The 20181-nt window shown below is 71.2% G+C and carries 17 protein-coding genes and 1 pseudogene; 4 read left to right on the plus strand and 14 right to left on the minus strand.

The window, feature by feature from the left end; genetic code table 11:
* Positions 1 to 9 precede the first annotated feature (9 nt).
* The 10 genes and pseudogenes from QQM39_RS29895 to QQM39_RS29940 form a co-directional block, all read right to left on the minus strand.
* Entirely contained in the window at positions 10 to 1341 is a 1332-nt protein-coding gene (locus tag QQM39_RS29895; protein ID WP_302000653.1) for a hypothetical protein, read from the minus strand.
* A 125-nt stretch (positions 1342 to 1466) separates the two neighbouring features.
* Positions 1467 to 2540: a glutamate ABC transporter substrate-binding protein gene (locus tag QQM39_RS29900; RefSeq protein WP_302000654.1), complete on the minus strand. Its 1074-nt coding sequence runs from the start codon at positions 2538 to 2540 to the stop codon at positions 1467 to 1469.
* Between the two features lie 14 nt (positions 2541 to 2554).
* A complete protein-coding gene (locus QQM39_RS29905; RefSeq protein WP_302000655.1) occupies positions 2555 to 4015 on the minus strand; it encodes a hypothetical protein in 1461 nt (486 codons plus the stop codon).
* A gap of 264 nt (positions 4016 to 4279) precedes the next feature.
* A complete protein-coding gene (locus QQM39_RS29910; RefSeq protein WP_302000656.1) occupies positions 4280 to 5251 on the minus strand; it encodes an N-acetylglucosamine kinase in 972 nt (323 codons plus the stop codon).
* A pseudogene (locus tag QQM39_RS29915) lies at positions 5242 to 6506 on the minus strand (6-phospho-beta-glucosidase). Before QQM39_RS29915 ends, QQM39_RS29910 begins: the two are co-directional and overlap by 10 nt.
* Before the next feature lie 7 nt (positions 6507 to 6513).
* Positions 6514 to 7404, minus strand: a complete 891-nt coding sequence (locus QQM39_RS29920; protein WP_302000657.1) for a carbohydrate ABC transporter permease — start codon at positions 7402 to 7404, stop codon at positions 6514 to 6516.
* A gap of 2 nt (positions 7405 to 7406) precedes the next feature.
* Positions 7407 to 8357 (minus strand): carbohydrate ABC transporter permease, encoded by a 951-nt coding sequence (locus tag QQM39_RS29925; protein WP_302000658.1) that lies wholly within the window; start codon positions 8355 to 8357, stop codon positions 7407 to 7409.
* Between the two features lie 6 nt (positions 8358 to 8363).
* Entirely contained in the window at positions 8364 to 9701 is a 1338-nt protein-coding gene (locus tag QQM39_RS29930) for an ABC transporter substrate-binding protein (RefSeq protein ID WP_302003775.1), read from the minus strand.
* A 116-nt stretch (positions 9702 to 9817) separates the two neighbouring features.
* A complete protein-coding gene (locus tag QQM39_RS29935) occupies positions 9818 to 11029 on the minus strand; it encodes an ROK family transcriptional regulator (protein ID WP_302000659.1) in 1212 nt (403 codons plus the stop codon).
* Positions 11030 to 11203: 174 nt separating this feature from the next.
* Entirely contained in the window at positions 11204 to 12436 is a 1233-nt protein-coding gene (locus QQM39_RS29940; protein ID WP_302000660.1) for an MFS transporter, read from the minus strand.
* A gap of 107 nt (positions 12437 to 12543) precedes the next feature.
* On the opposite strand from QQM39_RS29940, the gene QQM39_RS29945 reads away from it, so the two are divergent.
* Positions 12544 to 12804 (plus strand): hypothetical protein, encoded by a 261-nt coding sequence (locus tag QQM39_RS29945; RefSeq protein ID WP_302000661.1) that lies wholly within the window; start codon positions 12544 to 12546, stop codon positions 12802 to 12804.
* Positions 12805 to 12868: 64 nt separating this feature from the next.
* On the opposite strand, the gene QQM39_RS29950 is transcribed toward QQM39_RS29945, so the two are convergent.
* Positions 12869 to 13963, minus strand: a complete 1095-nt coding sequence (locus QQM39_RS29950; RefSeq protein ID WP_302000662.1) for a mechanosensitive ion channel family protein — start codon at positions 13961 to 13963, stop codon at positions 12869 to 12871.
* Positions 13964 to 14281: 318 nt separating this feature from the next.
* On the opposite strand from QQM39_RS29950, the gene QQM39_RS29955 reads away from it, so the two are divergent.
* Positions 14282 to 14818, plus strand: a complete 537-nt coding sequence (locus QQM39_RS29955; RefSeq protein WP_030049754.1) for an HNH endonuclease — start codon at positions 14282 to 14284, stop codon at positions 14816 to 14818.
* A gap of 104 nt (positions 14819 to 14922) precedes the next feature.
* On the opposite strand, the gene QQM39_RS29960 is transcribed toward QQM39_RS29955, so the two are convergent.
* The 3 genes from QQM39_RS29960 to QQM39_RS29970 are packed head-to-tail and all read right to left on the minus strand — an operon-like array spanning position 14923 to position 17506.
* A complete protein-coding gene (locus QQM39_RS29960) occupies positions 14923 to 16281 on the minus strand; it encodes an FtsX-like permease family protein (RefSeq protein WP_302000663.1) in 1359 nt (452 codons plus the stop codon).
* Positions 16278 to 16976: an ABC transporter ATP-binding protein gene (locus QQM39_RS29965; RefSeq protein WP_302000664.1), complete on the minus strand. Its 699-nt coding sequence runs from the start codon at positions 16974 to 16976 to the stop codon at positions 16278 to 16280. The genes QQM39_RS29960 and QQM39_RS29965 overlap by 4 nt, the downstream gene beginning before the upstream one ends.
* The gene (locus QQM39_RS29970) at positions 16973 to 17506 is read right to left on the minus strand and encodes a PadR family transcriptional regulator (protein ID WP_302000665.1); all 534 of its coding nucleotides are present in this window, start codon (positions 17504 to 17506) and stop codon (positions 16973 to 16975) included. Before QQM39_RS29970 ends, QQM39_RS29965 begins: the two co-directional genes overlap by 4 nt.
* A 186-nt stretch (positions 17507 to 17692) precedes the next feature.
* Between QQM39_RS29970 and QQM39_RS29975 the strand changes: the two genes are divergently transcribed.
* Positions 17693 to 17971, plus strand: a complete 279-nt coding sequence (locus tag QQM39_RS29975) for a hypothetical protein (RefSeq protein WP_302000666.1) — start codon at positions 17693 to 17695, stop codon at positions 17969 to 17971.
* Positions 17972 to 20098: a 4-alpha-glucanotransferase gene (gene malQ, locus QQM39_RS29980; protein ID WP_302000667.1), complete on the plus strand. Its 2127-nt coding sequence runs from the start codon at positions 17972 to 17974 to the stop codon at positions 20096 to 20098.
* The last annotated feature ends 83 nt before the right edge of the window (positions 20099 to 20181 follow it).

Raw genomic sequence — 20181 nt, forward strand, 5'->3', positions numbered from 1 at the left:
CCCTGCCCCTCATGATCCCGGCCCCTGCCGGTCCTCGGTCCCGCGCGGACCCGGCACGCGCGGGCTGCCGAGCAGTTCGGCGGCCGCCTGCTGGTAGCGCAGGACCGCCTGTTCGGCGACGCGCAGGTCGCAGGGGGCGCTCCACAGCATGCGGCGGGCCGCGTCGTACCGCTCGATGAGGAACGGGTCCTCCGCCAGGCCGTGCCGGGCGACCTTCGCCTTGTACGCGTCGAGGCGGCCGCGCAGCTCGGCGCGGACCGCCAGGGGCGCGGTGACCGCGGTCAACGACTCGCGGGCGCGCAGCAGTTCGTCCTCCGCCTTCTGCTCCAGGGACTCCAGGAGCGGGGACAGGCGGTGCCACTGGGCGTGTCTGCGGTACTCGGCGGCCGTCGCCAGCTGCTCCTGCAGCGCGGTCGGCGGGCCGCTGACGACCGGCACCTCCGTGGCGGCGATCTTCGCCAGCACCTCGCCGCGCGCGGTGCGGGCCTCGGCGAGTGTGCGGTCCGCGCGGGAGAGCACGTCGCGCAGTTTGATCAGACGCTGCTCGGCGTCCTGACGGACCGTCAGGACGGCGTCGATCTCCCGGCGTACGTCCTCCAGGGCGCGCGCTTCCCGGTCGTAGACCGTGGTGTCCGGCTTGCCCCCGCCGGGTGCCGAACTCCCTTGCGTGGGGACCCAGTAGGCGAGCGGGTCGGACACCACCTGCGCGCGCAGGTGGGTGAGTGTGCGCGTGATGCGCTCCAGGTCGTCGCCCGCCGGGTGCTCGCCGGGGCGTACGCCCACGGAGTGCGCGAGCCGGCGGGTGCGCTGGAGCTCCGCGGCCAGTAAATCGATACGGGCGGGCAGCGCCGACCAGACCGCGTCGGCGGCGACGACCATGTCCAGCGAGGTCGCGTACAGCTCGTTCATCCGGTCCACCAGGGTGACCAGGGTGAACTGTTCGCTGAGCTTGCCCGAACCGCCGTGCAGGGTCGGGGCGTTCGCCGTGGCCCCCGCCGAGCCCGCGACCGTCACGGACTCGCCGCGCAGCAGTTCCGTCAGCTCCACCAGGTCGTCGCGGCTGGACCAGCGGCGCCGGGAGCGGATCTCGCGGGCGGAGCGCAACGCGTCCGTGTACGCGTCGAAGTACGCCCACAGCAGCGTGATCGACGCCTCCGCGGCCGTCCAGCGCTCTTTGGTGACGCCCGTGAGCTCGGCGCCCTCGAGAAGTCTGCGGCCCGCGTGGTCCTGCAGGGCGAGAAGCGAGGTCTCGATCGCCTCGTGCTCCGCGCCGAGCCGCGCCAGCGCACGGTCCACCTCGTCCCGGTCCATCACCGGCCCGGCGGGGTCCGTGACGCCCATCGATCACCTCTCGCTGCGTTGTGTTCCGTCAGTGGTCTGTGTCAGTGGTCTTCGTCAGTCTGCGTCAGTTCGTCGGTCTTCGTCATCGGTTGTTCGTCATGGGCAGTTCGTCAGTTGATGATCGGTCACTTGTACCGGGCTGTGGGAGGAGTCGCCGACGCCGACTTCTTGTCGCCCTGGTCCATCGTCGGGTGCAGCCACTTCTCGTACGACGCCTCCCAGCCGCCGTCCTTGACGTAGTCCTCCAGGGTCCGGTTGACCTGGCGTACCAGATCGTCGGAGCCCCGTTTCATCGCCACGCCGTAGTACTCGTCGGTGAACAGTCCGCCCTTGAGTTCCACCGTGGGATCCTGCGCGGCCTGACTCGCGGCGAGCGCACCGTCCGTCACGACCGCGTCGACCTCGCCGAGTTGCAACTTCACCAGGCAGTCGAGCTGGTTGGGGACGGTGGTCCTGATGTCGGCGGAGGCGGGGAGGTCGCGGTTCTTCCTGCCCGCTTCGAGGTTGTCGTACGCCGTGGAACCCGTCGCCGAGCAGATGCGCTTGCCGGCGAGAGTGTCGTTGTAGCCCGTGATGGTCGAGGTCTTGGGCGCCAGGACCTGCTGGCCGGTCACGAAGTAGGGGGCGGAGAAGGCGACTTGCTCGATACGGTCGCAGTTGATCGTCATGGTGCGGACCACCATGTCGACCTCGCCCTTCTGGATCGCCTCGACACGGCGGCTGGTCGGGATGGCCTTGAACCGCACCGCGTCACGGTCGCCGAGGATGTCCTGGGCGATCCGGTGGACCAGGTCGATGTCGAACCCCTCCAGCTCACCCGAGGGGTTGTTCGGGTCGAGGTAACCCCAGCGGTAGCTGTTGGTGTCGACGCCGACGATCAGGCGCCGGTCCTTGCGGTCCTTGATGGCGTCGACGGTCGGGGTCTTTCCGTCGCCGCCGGACGGCGACAGGCTCTTGTCCTGCGGCTTCTCGCAGTCCCCGGCCCGCACCTGGCTGCTGTGGGCGACACCCCGGCCCCCGAGGGCCGTACCGCCGTCCCCGTCGTACTGGGACAGGGGCAGCAGCAGCGCGAAGACCACCGCCAGGGCGCAGACGGACGCCATCGCGCCCACCCCGCCCCAGCCGCGCAGGCCGGCCCGCAGACGCCGCCACGGGCTGCCCGCACCCCGGAGGCGAACCGAGTCGTCGCGTACGTTCATCGTCCTGCCCCCTTTCACCGGTACTCCGAGAGCCTGCGACCGATGCCGAGCACCGCGCCGGCCGCGCCCAGGACCGCGAGGACCGCGGCGCCGGTCGGGAGGCCGGTCAGCGAGTCACGGCCGTCGCTCGCGGCCTGCTTGAACTCGTTCTGCTCGTGCTTGAGCGCCGCCGCGATTGCCTTGTCGACATTGTCGAAGCACACGCTCGTCGGCTCCTTCGCGGCACCGATGACGCGGTCGCGGGCGGCCTGGTAGTTGCCCGAGTTGTTGTCGTCGCGGGCGATGACGTGGCGGTCCTTCCAGATCTTCATGAAGCCGTTCGCGTCCTGAACGGGCTTCTTCCCCGCCGTGTCGTCGGCGAGGCCCTCGGCGCGGACGAGCGCCTTGCCGAGCTGTTCGATCTCCTGGTCGTAGCCCCACTCGTACGCGTCCACCACCGTGCCGTCGTCGAGCGTCGTGGTGTCCGCGCCGCGGCGGACCAGGTTCAGGTTCTCGTCGCTGCGGGCGGTCAGGGAGGCGATGCGGGCCTCGTGCAGCACGTTGAGCGAGCGGACGCCGTGGTCGTAGGAGTCGGTCAGGCCCGCGCGCGCGACGGTGTGGCCCACGGTCAGCCACAGCAGGACCACGGTGGAGGCGGCCGTGGCGGTGACCAGGCCGTGGTTCAGGACCCGGTTGGTGCGCCGGTAGTTGCGGCGCTGGGCCCAGGCGAGGGCGGCCAGGGCGAGGAGGCCGAGGCCGGCCGCGGCCCAGGGGAACGACTTCGCGTCGGCGTAGTCGTCGCGCAGGCGCTGGTTCTCCGTCTGGTGGAGCTTCTCGGCGGCCGGCAGCATCTTCTGCTGCATCATCTCGTTCGCCGCGCGCAGATAGGCGCCGCCCACGGGGTAGCCCTGGCGGTTGTTGGCCCTCGCCGTCTCGATCAGGCCCTTGTACTGCGGCAGCAGTCTGCTGAGTTCGGCGATGGTGTTGGCCGAGGTGGAACCCGGTTCGGAGTTGGCGGCGGCGGTGACGAGTTTCGAGGCCGCCGTGCGGATGTCCCTCTCGTAGCCCTCGCGCATCGCGGGCTTTTCCTGCAGGCCCGCGAGATAGCCGCTGGCCGCCGCGGTGTTGGCGTCCGCCAGGGAGCGGTAGATGTCGGCCGCGTCCGAGCTGAGGGGCTGGCTGCGGTGGAGAACGTCGTCGGCGGCGCTCGCCCGCTCGGTCATCTGCCAGGCGGCCACGGCACCGAAGGCGACCACGAGGAGGGCGAGCAGGGCGCCGATGATCCGCAGGCGGCCGGGCTCGGTGGTGGCGGCCGCGCGGAGCTGGTCGAGGCCCTCGGCGAAGGCGGTGCGGCGGGGCCCCGCGGCCGGTGCGGTGGGGGAGGCCGGGGGCGTGGCGGGCCGGGCGGGCTGTGGCGGTACGGACGTCAGGGTGGGCGCGCCGGGCGCCGGGGCGTGTTCCGGTGGTGGTGCCGCGCTCTTCGGCGTCTGTGTCACTGCTGACCTCCCCCGTGGTCATCCGTCGCGGCAAGTATCGCTGCCGGGACTGACATCCGCACCGGGCTTCACTGGATCTTGATCGGATCGCAGCGGAATGCCTGCCGGCGGCTGGGCAGGGATCCCCGCACACCCCCTGCCCATGAACACGCGGCGGGAATCAGTTCGGTTCCCCTGGGGGCCTGCGGCCCCCAGACCCCCGCTTCGGCCCTGAACGGGCCTTGTCCTCAAACGCCGGACGGGCCGAGACATGCGGGCCGGCGTTCAGGATTCGAAGTGGGTGCGTACCCGCTCATGCACCTCCGCCTCCGCCCCCACCCGGTCCAGTCCCAGCAACGCCGCCCCCAGCACCGGACTCGCCGTGACCACCCCCAGTTCCGCCTTGGGGGCTCGGGAGTTGAGCAAGTCCCGGATGCCGTCGATCAGTCGGGGGTGCCGCGCCGCCAGGACACCCCCGCCCAGCAGCACCGGTGTCTCCTCCTCCAGCAGGTCCAGCCGGGTCAGGGCGACCGTTGCCATCGTCACCACCTCGTCGGCCAGGCGGTCGACGAGCTCGCGGGCGACCGGGTCCCCGGCCGCGGCCGTGCTGAACAGGACCGGGGTCAGTTCGTGGCGGCGGGCGGGGGCGATGTGTTCGAGGTGCAGGGCCTCGATCAGGGCGTACATCGTCGGCAGGCCGAAGTGGGCGGGGAGGGTGTGTGCCAACGCCGTGGGCCCTCCGCGGCCGTCCTCCGCCCGGGCCGCGTGCCACAGGGCCTCCTCCGACAGCCCCCAGCCGCCGCCCCAGTCGCCGGAGATACGGCCCAGCGCCGGGAAGCGGGCCGTACGGCCGTCGGGCCGCATGCCCACGCAGTTGATGCCGGCGCCGCAGACGACGGCCACACCGCGGGGTTCCGGCACGCCCGCCCGGAGGATGGCGAAGGTGTCGTTGCGGACGTCGACGGTCGCGCCCCACGCGCGTGCGTGCAGCGCGGTCGCCAGTTGCTCCTCCTCCACCGGGAAGTCGGCGTTCGCCAGGCAGGCCGAGACGTGGTCGGCGCGGGTGACGCCTGCCGCGGTGAAGGCCTCTGCCACCGCTTCGGCGAGGGTGTCCATCGCCGGCTCCACGCCTACTGTCGGCGGGCGGAATCCCCCTCCGCGGGCCGTGGCCAGCACGGTTCCGTCGGCCGCCACCACCGCCACGTCGGTCTTGCTGTTGCCCGCGTCCACGGCGAGGACACATGCGGTCATGCCCACGCGAGGTGCTCCCGGTTGTGTGCGATCAGTTGGTCGGTGAGCTTCTCCGCGTACGCGTACTGGCCGATCAGGGGGTGGGAGAGCAGGGCCTTGAAGACTCGGGTACGGCCGCCGTGCAGGGCCGCGTCGAGGGCCAGGTCCTCGTAGGCCGTCACCTGGGCCATCAGGCCCGCGTACAGGGGGTCCAGGGCCGGGATCGGGAGAGGGAGCGCGCCCCTCGGCCCCACCCCGGCCTGTACCTCGATCACCGCGTCGTCGGGGAGGAAGGGGAGTGTGCCCTTGTTGTAGGTGTTGACCACCTGGTACGGGCTGCCGGCGCCGTTCAGCAGCGCGGCCGCCAGGTCCACCGCGGCCTCCGAGTAGTACGCGCCGCCCCTCTTGGAGAGCAGCTCCGGCTTCACGTCGAGGGCGGGGTCGGCGTAGAGGGTGAGCAACCTTCTTTCCATTTCCGCCACTTCCGCGGCGCGCGAGGGTTTGGTGCGCAGTTCTCGCACCACCTCGTCGTGGGCGTAGTAGTAACGCAGGTAGTACGACGGCACCACGCCCAGGCGGTCCAGGAGGGGGCGGGGGAGGTGCAGGTCGGCGGCGATGGTGTCGCCGTGGCCGGCCAGCAGTTTCGGCAGCACGTTCTCGCCCTCGGGGCCTCCCAGGCGTACCCCGGTCTCCCAGGTGAGGTGGTTCAGGCCCACGTGGTCGAGGTGGACGTCGGCGGGCGTCACGCCGAGCATGGCCGCGAACTTGCGCTGGAAACCGATTGCCACGTTGCACAGGCCGACCGCCTTGTGACCCGCCTGGAGCAGGGCCCGGGTCACGATGCCGACCGGGTTGGTGAAGTCGATGATCCATGCGGTGGGGTTGGTACGGCGGACCCGGTCCGCGATGTCGAGGACCACGGGCACGGTGCGCAGGGCCTTCGCCAGGCCGCCCGCGCCCGTCGTCTCCTGGCCCACGCAGCCGCAGTCCAGGGGCCAGGTCTCGTCCTGCTCGCGGGCCGCCTGGCCGCCCACGCGGAGCTGGAGGAGGACCGCGTCCGCGCCGTCCACCGCCGCGTCCAGGTCTGTCGTGGTGGTGATCGTGCCGTTGTGACCCTGGCGGGCGAAGATACGGCGGGCCAGGCCACCCACCAGTTCCAGGCGGTCCGTCGCCGGGTCCATCAGGACCAGTTCCTCTATGGGCAGGGTGTCCCGGAGGCGGGCGAAGCCGTCGATGAGTTCGGGGTGTAGGTCGAGCCTCCGCCGACCACAGTGAGTTTCATAGGTGGTTCAACCCTTTACTCCGGTGAGCGTGACGCCCTCTACGAACGCCTTCTGGGCGAAGAAGAACACGAGGATCACGGGGGCCATGACCAGTACGGTCGCGGCCATGGTCAGGTTCCAGTCGGTGTGGTGTGCGCCCTTGAAGGACTCCAGGCCGTAGGAGAGCGTCCAGGCGCCCGGGTTCTCGGACGCGTAGATCTGAGGGCCGAAGTAGTCGTTCCACGCGTAGAAGAACTGGAACAGGGCCACAGCGGCTATGCCCGGTTTCGCCATGGGAAGGACCACCCGCAGGAGTGTGCGGAGTTCACCGCAGCCGTCGACCCGTGCCGCGTCCAGGTACTCGTTCGGGATCGTCATCAGGAACTGGCGCAGGAGGAAGATCGAGAACGCGTCTCCGAACGCCATCGGGATGATCAGGGGCCAGAGGGTCCCCGAGAGGTCCAGCTGCTTCGCCCAGAACAGGTACATCGGGATGATGATCACCTGGGGCGGCAGCATCATCATCGAGATGACCAGCATCAAGGACAGGTTCCGGCCGCGGAAGCGGAACTTGGCGAGCGCGTACGCCACCGGGACCGACGACACGACGGTGAGGACCGTGCCCAGACCGGCGTAGACCAGGGTGTTCTTCCACCAGGTCAGGAAGCCGGGTGTGTCGAAGACCTTGGTGTAGTTGCCCCACTCCCAGGTGTCCGGGACCAGGTCGCGGGTGAGTGCCTGCTGGTCGCTCATCAGCGAGGTCAGGACGACGAACAGGAAGGGGAGAGTGAAGAAGAGCGCGGCCGCTATGCCGAGGGAATGGATTGCTATCCATTCCAGGAGCGCCCTGCGGCGGGCCGTGCGCTCAGCGACTGTTGGGGTTCCCAACTGAACTGGTTTGTCCAGTACCTGGCTCATGGTCAGTCACCTGCCTGCATCAGTCCGCCCCGGCGCCGCATCAGCAGCGCGGTGAACGCCATGGCCAGCGCGAACAGCACCAGCGCGACCACGCAGGCCGAGCCGTAGTCGAAGCGCTGGAAGCCGAGGTTGTAGACGAGCTGGGGGAGGGTCAGCGTGGACTTGTCCGGGTAGCCCGGCTCGAACTGCTGGCCGGAGCCGCCGATGATGCCGGAGGCGACCTTCCCGGCCACCAGCGGCTGTGTGTAGTACTGCATCGTCTGGATCACGCCCGTGACGACGGCGAACATGACGATCGGCGAGATGTTCGGCAGGGTGACGAACCGGAACCGCTGCCAGGCCGACGTCCCGTCCAGCTCCGCGGCCTCGTACTGCTCCTTCGGCACGTCGAGCAGCGCGGCCATGAAGATGACCATGAGGTCGCCGACGCCCCACAGCGCCAGCGCGGTGAGGGCCGGCTTGGACCAGGCGGGGTCCGTGAACCAGCCGGGTGTGGGCAGGCCCAGGCCGTCCAGGACCGAGTTGACGGGGCCGGTGCCGGGGTTGAGGAGGAAGACGAACGCCAGGGTCGCGGCGACCGGCGGGGCGAGGTACGGCAGGTAGAAGAGGGTGCGGAAGACCCCCGGGCCGGTCTTGATCTTCGTGATCAGCAGGCCGATGCCGAGCCCGAACACGACCCGGCAGGTCACCATCACCAGCACCAGCCAGAGCGTGTTGCGCAGCGCCGGCCAGAACAGCGGGTAGTCCTCGAAGACGTAGGCCCAGTTGCCCAGGCCGCGGAAGGCCGGTGTGCCGAAACCGTCGTACTTCATCAGCGAGAAGTACACGGTGGACACCAGCGGATAGGCGAAGAAGACGCCGAACCCGATGAGCCACGGTGACAGGAAGGCCACCGTCCGAAGCGCCGACCTGCGGCGCTTCGCGCGGAGAGTGCGGAGAGTGTGCGTGGACATCGGGCGCTACTTCGCCTGCTCGATGTCGGTGTCGATCTGCCGGGCGGTCTTCTCCAGACCGGCTTTCAGGTCCTTCACCTTGCCCGACTCGTACTGGTAGCCGAAGTCCTGGAGCGTCGTCTGGTACGTCGAGCCGTTGACGGAGGCCGGCGGGGTGTTCGAGTGCGGGTTCTGGGCGATCTCCAGGAACGTCTTGAAACCGGGGTCCACCTTCAGGTCGGGCGACTTCAGGGCCGCGAAGGTGGACGGCACGTTGTGGATGGCGTTGGCGAAGGACACGACGGCCTCGGTGTCGGTCGTCAGGTACTTCACCAGCTCCCAGGCCGCGTTCTGCTTCTCGCTCTGCGGGGCGATGCCGATGATCGTGCCGGAGAGGAAGCCCTTGCCGTACTCGTCGACCTCGTCGTCCGCGACGGGCATCGGGGCGGTGCCGATCTCGAAGTCGACGCCTGCGTCCTTCGCCATGCCGAGGCGCCACTCGCCGTCGAGCTGCATGGCCACCTGGCCGGTCTGGAACGGGTGCTTGGCGCCCCACTCGTCACCGAAGGTGTTGCGGTACTTCTCCAGCTTCGCGAAGCCGCCGAGGTCGTCGACGAGCTTCTTCTGGTAGGTGAACATCTCGGCGAAGGCCGGGTCCTTGGCGATGTTGGACTTGCCGTCGGCGTCGAAGTAGGCGTGGTCCCACTGGGACATGTAGTGATCGACGACCGTCTCGTAGCCGTGGTACGTCGGCATGAACCCGAGCTGCTCGTAACTGTCGCCCTTGGTCTTCGTCAGCTTCTTGGCGACCTTCGCGAACTCCGACCAGGTCTTCGGCGGGGACTTGATGCCGGCCTTCTCGAAGGCGTCCTTGTTGTAGTAGAGGCCGTAGGCGTCGCCCAGCAGGGGCAGGGCGCAGCGGGTGCCCTCGAACTGGGTGTAGTCCAGCATCGGCTTCGGGATGGTCTTGTCGAGGTCGAGCTTCGACTTCTCGATGAACGGCTTCAGGTCGAGGAAGGCGCCCGAGGAACAGAACTTGCCGATGTTGGAGGTCGTGAACGACGACACCACGTCCGGCCCGTTCGAACCGCCCGCGCGCAGCGCCTGGTTGAGCTTGTCGTCGTTGATGTTGCCGACGACCTTCACCGTGATGTTCGGGTGGTCCTTCTCGAAGCGGTCGACGTTCGCCTGGATCGCCTTGACCTCGGCGGGAGCGCTCCAGCCGTGCCAGAAGGTGATCGTCGTCCTGGCGTCGGGATCGTCGTCGGCACCGGACGCCGACTGGCCGGTACAGGCCGTTGCCAGGAGGGCCAGGGAGGCGGATGCGGCCAGGGCGGTGGCCGCCTTGCGGGACGCTGAGGGTATGACTTTCCAGGACTTTCCGGGCATGGCGAGGTCTCCCAAAGGCGGGACAGGTGTGGGTGAAGGAAGGCGGGGGGTGGGTCGGTGGGTGTGTTGAGGTGCGCCGGCGGGGCGGGCGCTCAGCGTGCGGTGTCGAAGACCTCGTCACGCGTGGTCGCGAGCGCGCTCTCCAACGCGCCCCGCAACACGGGGTGTTCACGGACGTCGCCGACGACGAGCCGGGGCCGGGACGCGGCCAGCTCCTCCAGTTCGGCCTGGACGAGGGTGCGCAGCACCTCGCCGCCGGACGTGAGGGAGGCGCCGCTGAGGACGACCAGTTCGGGGTCGAGGACGGAGACCAGGGAAGCGAGACCCGTGGCCAGCCGGGTCGCGTAGGTCTCCAGGAGGAGCCGGTTCAGGACGGTGTCCTCCGCGGCGGCCCGTTCGACGAGTTGGGCGGCGGCCTCGGTGTACGGCCCCGACGGGATGTTCGTCATGCCGAGTTCGCGTGCGAGTCGGGGGATCGCCTGCGAACCGGCCAGCTCCTGGTAGCCGCCACTGTTGGCTTTGGTTACCTGGCGGACCAGGGGTGCGCCCGGAACCGGCAGGAAACCCACCTCGCCCGCGCCACCGGTCCAGCCGCGGTGCAGGCGCCCGCCGAGGACCAGGGCGGCACCGAGGCCGCCCTCGTTCCACAGCAGCACGAAGTCCTCGTGGCCGCGAGCCGCGCCGAGCCGCTGCTCGGCCACCGCCACGAGGTTGACGTCGTTCTCGTACTCGACCGGCATCGGCAGGGCGGCGGCGACTTCGTCCAGGAGCGCGGGGGTGTGCCAGCCGGGGAGGTGGGAGGCGTAGCGCAGCCGGCCCGTGTTGGGGTCGAAGGCGCCGGGGGTGCCGATGACGAGCCGGCGGACGTCGTCGCGGGCGAGGCCCGCCGCCTTCACCGCGCCGTCGAGGGCGTCGGTGACCTGCCGGACGACGGGCTGCGTCGGCCGCCTGCCGGGGGTGGGCAGTTCGTACGACCCCACCGTGCGGCCGGTGATGTCGGCGACGGCGGCGAGGATGCGTTCGGGGGTGACGTCGAGTCCCGCGGCGTACGCGGCGGCCGGATTGACCTCGTACAGCTGGGCGCCCGGGCCGGGCCGGCCCTCCGTGGTGCCGGTGGCCAGGACGAGGCCGGCGGCTTCGAGGCGGGCGAGCAGCTGGGAGGCGGTCGGCTTGGAGAGGCCGGTGAGCTTGCCGATCCGCGTGCGGGACAGCGGCCCGTGCTCCAGGAGGAGGTCCAGGGCGGCACGGTCGTTCATGGCGCGCAGGACGCGCGGGGTGCCCGGCGTACCGGCGGTTCCTGCCATGGGGGCGACACCTGCCTTTCGGCTGACCAGCTTCTCAGCGATCTACGACGGAAGTCCATCGGATCACTGTTAGGAAAGTTTCCTATCGTGTTGTCCAGGAAGGTAGACCCGAGGAGAAGGCGGCGTCAAGAGAGGTCTATACCAGGACCCGAGTCGTGACCGTCGTGACCGTCGTTACCCGGTGGTGCTGTGCTGCGGTGCGCGCTCGTGCCGGGGGAGCAGCAGCGGAGTCGCCAGCAGCAGGACCCCGGCGAGGGCGATCGCGGCGCGGGGGCCGGTCAGCGCCGCCAGCAGGCCCCACAGCGCCGTCATGGCCGCGGTCGTGGTCCGGCCCGTGACCTGCCATGCCGACAAGGTGCGGGTGATCCGGTCCGACGGGGTCCGGTCGAGGCGGGTGGTGGCGAGCACCGGGTTGAAGACGCCCACGCAGGTGATCAGGCCGAACTCGACGACCATGACGAGCAGGAGGCCGGACGTGCCCGGCCCGACGAAGGCCAGGCCGACGGACCAGCAGGCGCGCAGGGTACCGGCGGTGAGCAGGACCCGGTGTCGGCCGCACCGGGCGACCAGGCGCCGCGACAGGCGGGAGCCCAGCAGGCCGCCGAGGCACGGGACGGCGAAGGCGAGGCCGTACTGCCAGGGGGTGAAGCCGAGTTGGCCGAGCATGAGGACGGCGAGCACCGGGGCCGGCGCCATGATCAGGGCGTTGACCAGGATCGTGTTGAGGAACAGCGGGCGCAGTGTGGGGTGGGTGAGGATGTGCCGCCAGCCCGCCGGGAGGTCGCTCACCCGCAGGCCCGAGGGCGCGTCAGGGCGGGTCTGTTGCCTTTCCTTACCGCCGATCGCCCGGATCCCCAGCGCCGACAGCAGATAGCTGGCCGCGTCCGCCAGCACCGTCGCCATGGGGCCGAAGACACCGATCGCCACCCCGCCGAGCGGCGGGCCGAGCGCGGTGGCCGTCCATGTCGTGGCCTCGAAGCGGCCGTTCGCCACGAGCAGGTCCTCCGGCGCCACGAGGGACTTCAGATACGCCCCGCTCGCCGCGGTGAACGTAATGTCCGCCGCGGCGACCACCACCGACACCACCAGCAACTGGCCGAGGCCGAGCCCGTCCAGCGCGAAGGCGGCGGGGATGCTCAGCAGCGCCGCGCACCGGATCAGGTCCGCCGCGATCATCACCGGCCGCTTCCGGCGCAGCTCCACCCACGCCCCGAGCGGCACCGCCATCGCCGCCCCCACCGCGAGCCCCGAGGCCGCCAGCAGCGCCACCTCGGTCGCCCCGGCGTGCAGCACGACGACGGCGATGATCGGGAACGCGTCGAAGGCGAGCCGGGTCCCGAACGTACTGACCCCGTATGCCGCCCACAGCCACCCGAAACCCTGCCCCAACGACCCCTTGCCCGCCATGCCCGGCCCCACCTCACGTTGGACAACCAAAGGTTGTACAGGACGCCCCCCTGGGCGCGATGACCGGTTCTGGCGGCGCTGTGATCGGGCGCGGCTAGGCTGCGCGGATGACGCGTGACCGCCGCCGTGCGCTGCTCGCCCTCGCCTCGCTCGCCGTGATCATCGCGGGCGTGTCCTTCGTCTTCTGGGCGACACGGCCCGTATCGCACGGCGAGTGCTTGATCGTCTTCTCCCAGGTCACCACCATCGGCAGCAAGCCTGCGACCGAGCGTGAGTTGGAGGAACTCGGCCGGCGGGAGTACGAGAAGGCGATCGCTGAGGGGCGGTGTGAGCGGCCTTGGCCACGGTGGCGGGAGTGGGTCGACTGAGGTACGTGCCCGCTGACCGCGCGTGACCGTCGCCGTACGGCTGCCCCCGCTTCCGTCCCCCCGCCTACTTCGTCACGCTCGGCGGCGCCAGCGGCGTAGCCGCCTGGGCCTGCGGAGAGGACGTGTTGGCGTACGCCGACGGAGCCGCCATGCCCGCCGTCGGGTCGGTCGCGGCCGCCTCCTCCGTGGTGAGGGGGGCGCGGCCGACGAGCGGGATGTCCGCGGCGTCGAAGGCGCGCTTGATGCGCCAGCGCAGCTCGCGTTCCACCGTCAGGGACTTGCCGGGCATCGTCTTCGCGGACACCCGTACGACCATCGAGTCCAGCAGCACGCTGTCCAGGCCGAGGACCTCGATCGGGCCCCAGAGGAGCTCGTTCCAGGGCTCCTCCTTGCTCATCTTCTCGGCGACCTCGCCGATGCTGCGCTTGACCTTGTCCAGGTCCTCGGAGGAGCGGACCGTGACGTCCACGCCGGCCGTCGACCAGCCCTGCGAGAGGTTGCCGATCCGCTTGACCTCGCCGTTGCGGACGTACCAGATCTCGCCGTTGTCGCCGCGCAGCTTGGTCACGCGCAGGCCGACCTCGATGACCTCGCCGGATGCCACGCCCGCGTCGATCGCGTCGCCGACGCCGTACTGGTCCTCCAGGATCATGAAGACGCCGGAGAGGAAGTCGGTGACCAGGTTGCGGGCGCCGAAGCCGATCGCCACGCCCGCCACACCGGCGGAGGCCAGCAGCGGGGCCAGGTTGATGTCGAAGGTGGAGAGGATCATCAGGGCCGCGGTGCCCATGATCAGGAAGCTCGCCACCGAGCGCAGGACCGAGCCGATGGCCTGCGAGCGCTGACGGCGGCGCTCGACGTTGACCAGCAGGCCGCCGAGGGCCGTGCCGTCCACCGCCTGCGCCGTGCGGTTCATCCGGTCTATGAGCTTGGTGATCGCCCGCCGGATCGCCATTCTCAGCACCGCCGCGATCACCAGGATCAGCACGATCTTCAGACCTGTGGCGAGCCAGGTCGACCAGTTCTCCTCGAACCAGCTCGCGGCCTGGGTCGCGCTCTCCTGGGCGTCCTGGATCGAGGGCACCGCCGGAGTCGTCGTCTCCGAGGGGGACGGCGACGGGGACGAACCGGCGGCCAGTAGGTCGGCGGGCAAGGACACGGCAGGTACCTCCAGGTGCAGCGGTCCGTCCCACCGGCAGGCGGTCAAGGTCACGAAAAGGTCACCGGTGGGGCAGGCCCACCACACTATCGGGGCATCGTGTGTGGATCGTCGCCATGTTCAAGGGAGGAACCGTGCCCACGTGGGGATGAACTGGAGGGATGAACCGTTCCCCATCCTGGGGATGAATCAGATGTGGTCGAAAACACTCCCAGCCCGTTACCGGGACATGGTGGCGCTTTCACCAGGCAAGAGGGGAGACTGACTACAGATCGTCCCGGCGCGAGCCACGCGCCGCCGACGCCCAAGGAGGCATCCGTGCCGCATGTCCTGGTCCTGAACGCGTCGTACGAGCCGCTCGGCGTCGTACCGCTCCGCCGCGCGCTCGTCCTCGTCCTCGAGAACAAGGCCGTATGCCTCGAGGAGTCCGGCGCCTTCATGCACAGCGCAACCGTCACAGTCCCCGCACCCAGCGTGGTCCGGCTCAAGCGATTCGTCCGGGTTCCCTATCGGGGGCCCGTTCCTCTGACCCGCAGGGCGCTCTTCGCGCGCGACGGGGGCCGGTGCATGTACTGCGGTGGCGTCGCAACCAGCGTCGACCACGTCATCCCGCGCAGCCGCGGGGGCAAGCACGTCTGGGACAACGTGGTGGCCTCGTGCCGCCGCTGCAACCACGTGAAGGCCGACCGACACCTGTTCGAAATCGGCTGGCGGCTGCGCCACAAACCCGCCCCGCCCACCGGTCTCGCCTGGCGCATCATCGGCACCGGGCATAGGGACCCGCGCTGGCTGCCGTACTTGCAGCCGTTCGGCGCGGAGGACGCCATGGCCCGGATCGACGGCATTTCCGCCTGACGATCCGGGCTTTCGCATACCTGGCGGCCGGTACGTGTGGCATCCGGCCCCGGGGGTCCCCCGTGCCCCCGGGGCCGGACGGTCGCGCCGCCGCCCGGCCGTTCTCACCCGTAGCGCAGCTCCGCCGGGCGGAGCGAGCGGTGCAGCAGGGGCAGTGAGGTGGCCGCGGCCAGCAGGCAGCAGGCGTACACCGCGAGGGGGACCAGCAGGGAGACGTACGGCACGTCCGGCACCGTCCACTCCGTGGCGATCGATGCGTACCAGGCGCCGATCGCCATGCCGCCGGAGCCCGCCACCACGACCGCCGGGACCAGCGGGAGCGCGGTCTCGAGGAACAGCGCCCGGGCCAGCACCCCGCGCGGCACCCCGGCCGCGTTCTGCACGGCCAGGCCGCGGCGCCGGGTGGCCAGGGACTCGGCGGTGCCGACAGCGAGAGCCGACAGGACGATCCCGAGGGCGACGAGGATCGCGGCCGCCGTCAGATCGAGGCCCGTCGTATAGAACTCCATGTCCATGCCGAGTCGGCCCAGGCGGCGCATGGCGTGCAGATCGGCGAGAAACACCTGCCGCACCCCCACGAAGCCGGTGCTGACGACGGTCACCAGCAATACGGCCGCGTGGGTACGGGCCGCCGCCCACGGGTCGTCGCGCAGCCGTTCCGCCGCGATCAGCAGGGCCGGGCGCTGGGCCCGGGCCGCGAGGGTGCGGCCCAGCAGGCCGGAGGACCAGCCGGTCAGCCACACCGCCGCGGCACCGACCAGCAGGGCCAGGGCCAGGACGACCAGCGCAACGGGGGAGAACCGGTGGGGCCTGTCGTACACCGGGGCCAGCAAGGTCAGTACCGCCAACACCACGAGCAGTCCGGTCGCCACCAGGAACACCCGCCCCGGACGCCGGGCGGTCCGCACCCGGCGCACCCAGCCGAGCGGTGACGCCACCACCCGGCGCAACGCCAGTGCGGACACCGCCGCGCCCAGCGCCGGCACCGCCAGGACGACCAGGGCCATCCCCGCCCAGGCGAGGACGGCCGGACTGGTCCAGAGGGACAGCAGTACCGGCACCGCGACCGCGCTGGCGAGCGCCGAGCCCAGCAGACAGGCGAGCCCGGCCTCCAGTGCGGCGATCCGGCGCACCTGCCACGGCGTGGCCCCGGCCAGTCGTAGCCCGGCGAGCCGCCGGTCGCGGTGGACGGCGCCGATCCGCGCGCTCTGGCCGAGGAATCCGAGCACCGGAATGAGGAGGAGCGCCAGGCTGAAGATCACCCCGGAGCGCCCTCCGGGGGTGTTCAGCAAGCCGTGGGCGAGCGGCACGCTGTTGTACCCGTCGAGCGAGGCCAGCGCGACGCCCGCCAGCGCGAAACCGGTCGCGAGCGCCGCCCCGAGTGCGGTGAGCCCCACCCGCCACCACTCGCGCCGGTCGGACCCCCGGATGAGCTGCCAGGCCAGCCGAAGATCGGCTCTCATGCGGCCACCTCCAGCGGGGCCACGGTCCCGTCGCTCAACCGCACCTCGCGGTCCGCGTACGCCGCCACCTGGGCGTCGTGCGTGATCAGCAGCACCGCCGTACCCGACTCGCGGGCCGTGTGCGCCAGGGCCGTCATCACCTGCTCGCTCGCCAGCGAGTCCAGCGCCCCGGTCGGCTCGTCCGCGAAGACGATCTTCGGGCCGGTGACCAGGGCCCGGGCCAGGGCCACCCGCTGCGCCTGGCCGCCGCTCATCTCACCCGGCCGCAGTTCCTCCTGTCCGCGCACCCCGAACCGCTCCAGCCACTCACCGGCCTGCGCCTGCGCCTCCTGCCGGCGGGCACCGGCGAGCAGCAGCGGCAGCGCGACGTTGTCCAGCGCCGTCAGCTCGGGGATCAGCTGGCCGAACTGGAAGACCACGCCGAACTCCGTACGCCGAAGCTCGCTCAACCGTTTCTCCGGCAGCTGGTCCAGCCGCTGCCCGTCGTACGTCACCGAGCCGGTCTCCGGGCGGACGATGCCGGCCAGGCAGTGCAGCAGCGTGGACTTCCCGCTGCCGCTGGCGCCGATGACGGCGAGGATCTCTCCGGCCCGCAGCTCGATCGAGGCGCCGCGCAGGGCCTCGGTCCTGCCGTGTGCCTTGACGAGGTCACGGGCCGCCAGCAGTGGCACCGTGCTTCCCGCTGTGTTGCTCATGCTGCGTCGACCTCCGCGGTCAGGGTGGTGAGCCGGGCCGCCGTGGTTGTCATCCAGCGGAGGTCGGCGTCGAGGTGGTTGAGGGCGTAGTCCGCCGAGAGCACGGTCGCGAGATCGGTGCCCTGCGCGGTCTTGACGGCCGTGAGCTCTCGCATCCGCTCCATGTGGGCGGCGCGCTGGGCGCGCAGATAGGCCTCGGGGTCGCCGCCGGACAGGATCGACACGACGACCTTGGCGAAGATCTCGTTCGTCACGAACGGCGCGGGCGGCGCGATCTCCCCGGCCCACTTGGCCAGTTCACGCGCTCCGTCGTCCGTCGAGCGGTACGTGGTGCGCTCCGGGCCGCCGTCCGAGTCGGTGCCGTCGATCTCGGCGAGCCCGTCGCGGACCAGCCGCTGCAGGGTCGTGTAGACCTGCCCGTAGGCCAGCGGGCGGGCCTGCGGGAAGCGTTCGTCGTGGCGTCGCTTGAGGTCGTAGCCATGGCTCGGCCCCGTGGCGAGCAGTCCCAACAGGATGTGGCGGGTGCTCATGGCGATCATTATGCACTGAGTACATGTACTGAGTGAATAGTGAGCGGGCAGAAAACTCTGCGGCGGAACAGGACCTGCGGAACAGAATGTGACGAGAGGCACGTTGTTTGTCTCCGGACGTCTGTCCCCGCGTCTGCTGGGTAGGGCTGCGATAACCCGCACGCCGAACCAGACGAGGAGGCCCCCGTGCCCACAGCATCGGCCCTGTCCAAACCCGAGGCGCCCAGCGAGCGCGAGACGTACGACGGCGTCTTCACCGAACCCGAGATGCACGCCTGCGTCTTCAGCGCCGAGGGCGCCTGCTTCGCAACCCCCCTCACCAGCGAACCGCCCCTCCCTGACGTCGAGCCCCTCACCAGCGAACCGCCGCTCGCCGACGCCGCGCCACTGACCAGTGAGGCGGCCGTCTGGGATGCGGGTATGGACACCGGTATGGACATGGACATGGATTTCCCGAGGTCGTAGATGACAGCAGAGCGGTCGGCCGAAGCCCCTGCCGAGACTCCTGGGAGTCCCGAGGACCCGCCCTCCGACGACCTGACCCGGCTCGCCGAGCTGCACGGCGTCGCCACCTCCTACCAGCCGTCCGCCGACCGTACGGTCACGGCCTCCGCCACCGCGCTCACCCTCGCCCTGGCCGCCCTCGGCATCGACACGAGCACCCCGGGGGCCGTCGGTGCCGCGCTCGCCGCGCGGGAGCGGGAGCTGCGCGAGCGGCTGCTGCCGCCGACGGTGGTGTGCTGGAGCGGGGCCGAGCCCGAGGCGCTGGCCTCCCTGCCGTCCGGCACCCGGCTGCACATCGAGACCGAACAGGGCGAGGCCCGCGCCGCTCCCGACCGACTCCCGCCCGGCGTCCACCGCTTGACGGCGACCGCCCCCGACGGCCGTACGGCGACCAGCCATCTGGTCGTCGCCCCGCCCCGCCTGCCCACGTCCACCGAACGCTCGTACGGCCTCCTCGTCCAGCTCTACTCCCTCCTCTCCCGCCGCTCCTGGGGCATGGGCGACCTCGGCGACCTCGCCGAACTCGCCGCCTGGGCCGGCCGGGCGCTCGGCGCCGGATTCGTGCAGGTCAACCCGCTGCACGCGGCCGTACCGGGGGCGCCCACCGACCCGTCCCCCTACCGGCCCTCCTCCCGCCGCTTCCCCGACCCGGTGCACCTGCGGGTCGAGGACGTGCCCGAGTTCGCGTACGTCGAGGACCGCGAGCGGGTGCGGGTGCTGCGGGAGCGGGCCGGGCGGCTGCGGGAAGCGGTGCTGGAGAAGGGGGAGTTGATCGACCGGGACGCGGTGTGGGAGACGAAGCGCCAGGCGCTGGAGCTGGTGCGCGAGGTGCCGCTCGGGCCGGGGCGCCGGGCCGCGTACGTCGACTTCCTCGCGCGGGAGGGGCAGGCGCTGGAGGACCACGCCACGTGGTGCGCGCTGGCCGAGGTGCACGGCTCGGACTGGCAGCGGTGGCCGGAGGGGCTGCGCGATCCACGGTCGCCCGAAACCGCCCGCGCGCGGGGCGAGTTGATGGACCGGGTCGACCTCCACTGCCGGCTCGCGTGGCTCACCGACGGCCAGCTGACCGCCGCCCAGCGGGTCGCGCGGGAGTCCGGGATGCCCGTCGGGATCGTGCACGACCTGGCCGTCGGGGTGCACCCCGGGGGCGCGGACGCCTGGGCCCAGCAGGAGTACTTCGCTGCCGGGATGTCGGTGGGCGCACCGCCGGACGCCTTCAACGCGCGCGGCCAGGACTGGGGGCTGCCGCCCTGGCGACCGGACCGGCTGGCCGAGTCCGGGTACGAGCCGTACCGCCGACTGCTGCAGGCGTTGTTCCGGTACGCGGGCGCGCTGCGGATCGACCACGTCATGGGGCTGTTCCGGCTGTGGTGGGTGCCGCAGGGGCACGCGCCGACCGAGGGGACATACGTCCGCTACGACGCCGAGGCCATGCTCGCGATCCTGGTGCTGGAGGCCTCCCGGGCCGGAGCGGTGGTGATCGGCGAGGATCTCGGCACGGTGGAGCCCGGTGTGCGCGAGACGCTGCGCGCGCGGGGCGTGCTCGGCACCTCGGTGCTCTGGTTCGAGCGGGACTGGGACGGCGACGGCCGCCCCCTGCCGCCTGACTCCTGGCGCGCCGACTGCCTCGCCACCGCCACCACCCACGACCTGCCGCCCACCGCGGCCCGCCTCACCGGCGAACACGTCCAACTCCGCGACAGCCTCGGCCTGTTGACCCGCCCTCTGGAGCAGGAGCAGGCGGCGGCGTCGGCGGACACGGGCGAGTGGCTGGAACTGCTCTCCCGGCTCGGGCTGCTGCGCGGCACGCACGGCGGGCACTGCACCTCGGAGGAGGAGGCGGAGATCCAGGCCGTCCACCGCTTCCTGCTGCGCACCCCGGCCCGCATGGTCGGCATCTGGCTCCCGGACGGCGTGGGCGACCGCCGCCCGCAGAACCTGCCGGGGACCTGGGACCAGTACCCGAACTGGCGACTGCCGATCGCGGACGCGGAGGGCCGGGCGGTGGCGTTGGAGGAACTGACGGCGTCGGCTCGGGTGCGGGCGCTGGTGGAGGTGCTGCGGGGCGAGGCGGCCCGGCGGGGGTGACACCGGGCGGACCGCGCCTCATGCCGGGCAGGGCGCGCCTCATGCGCGGCAGGCCGCGCCTCCTACGGCACCCCGGGCGCGCG

The sequence above is a fragment of the Streptomyces sp. DT2A-34 genome (genome assembly GCF_030499515.1).
Classification (GTDB): Bacteria; Actinomycetota; Actinomycetes; order Streptomycetales; family Streptomycetaceae; genus Streptomyces.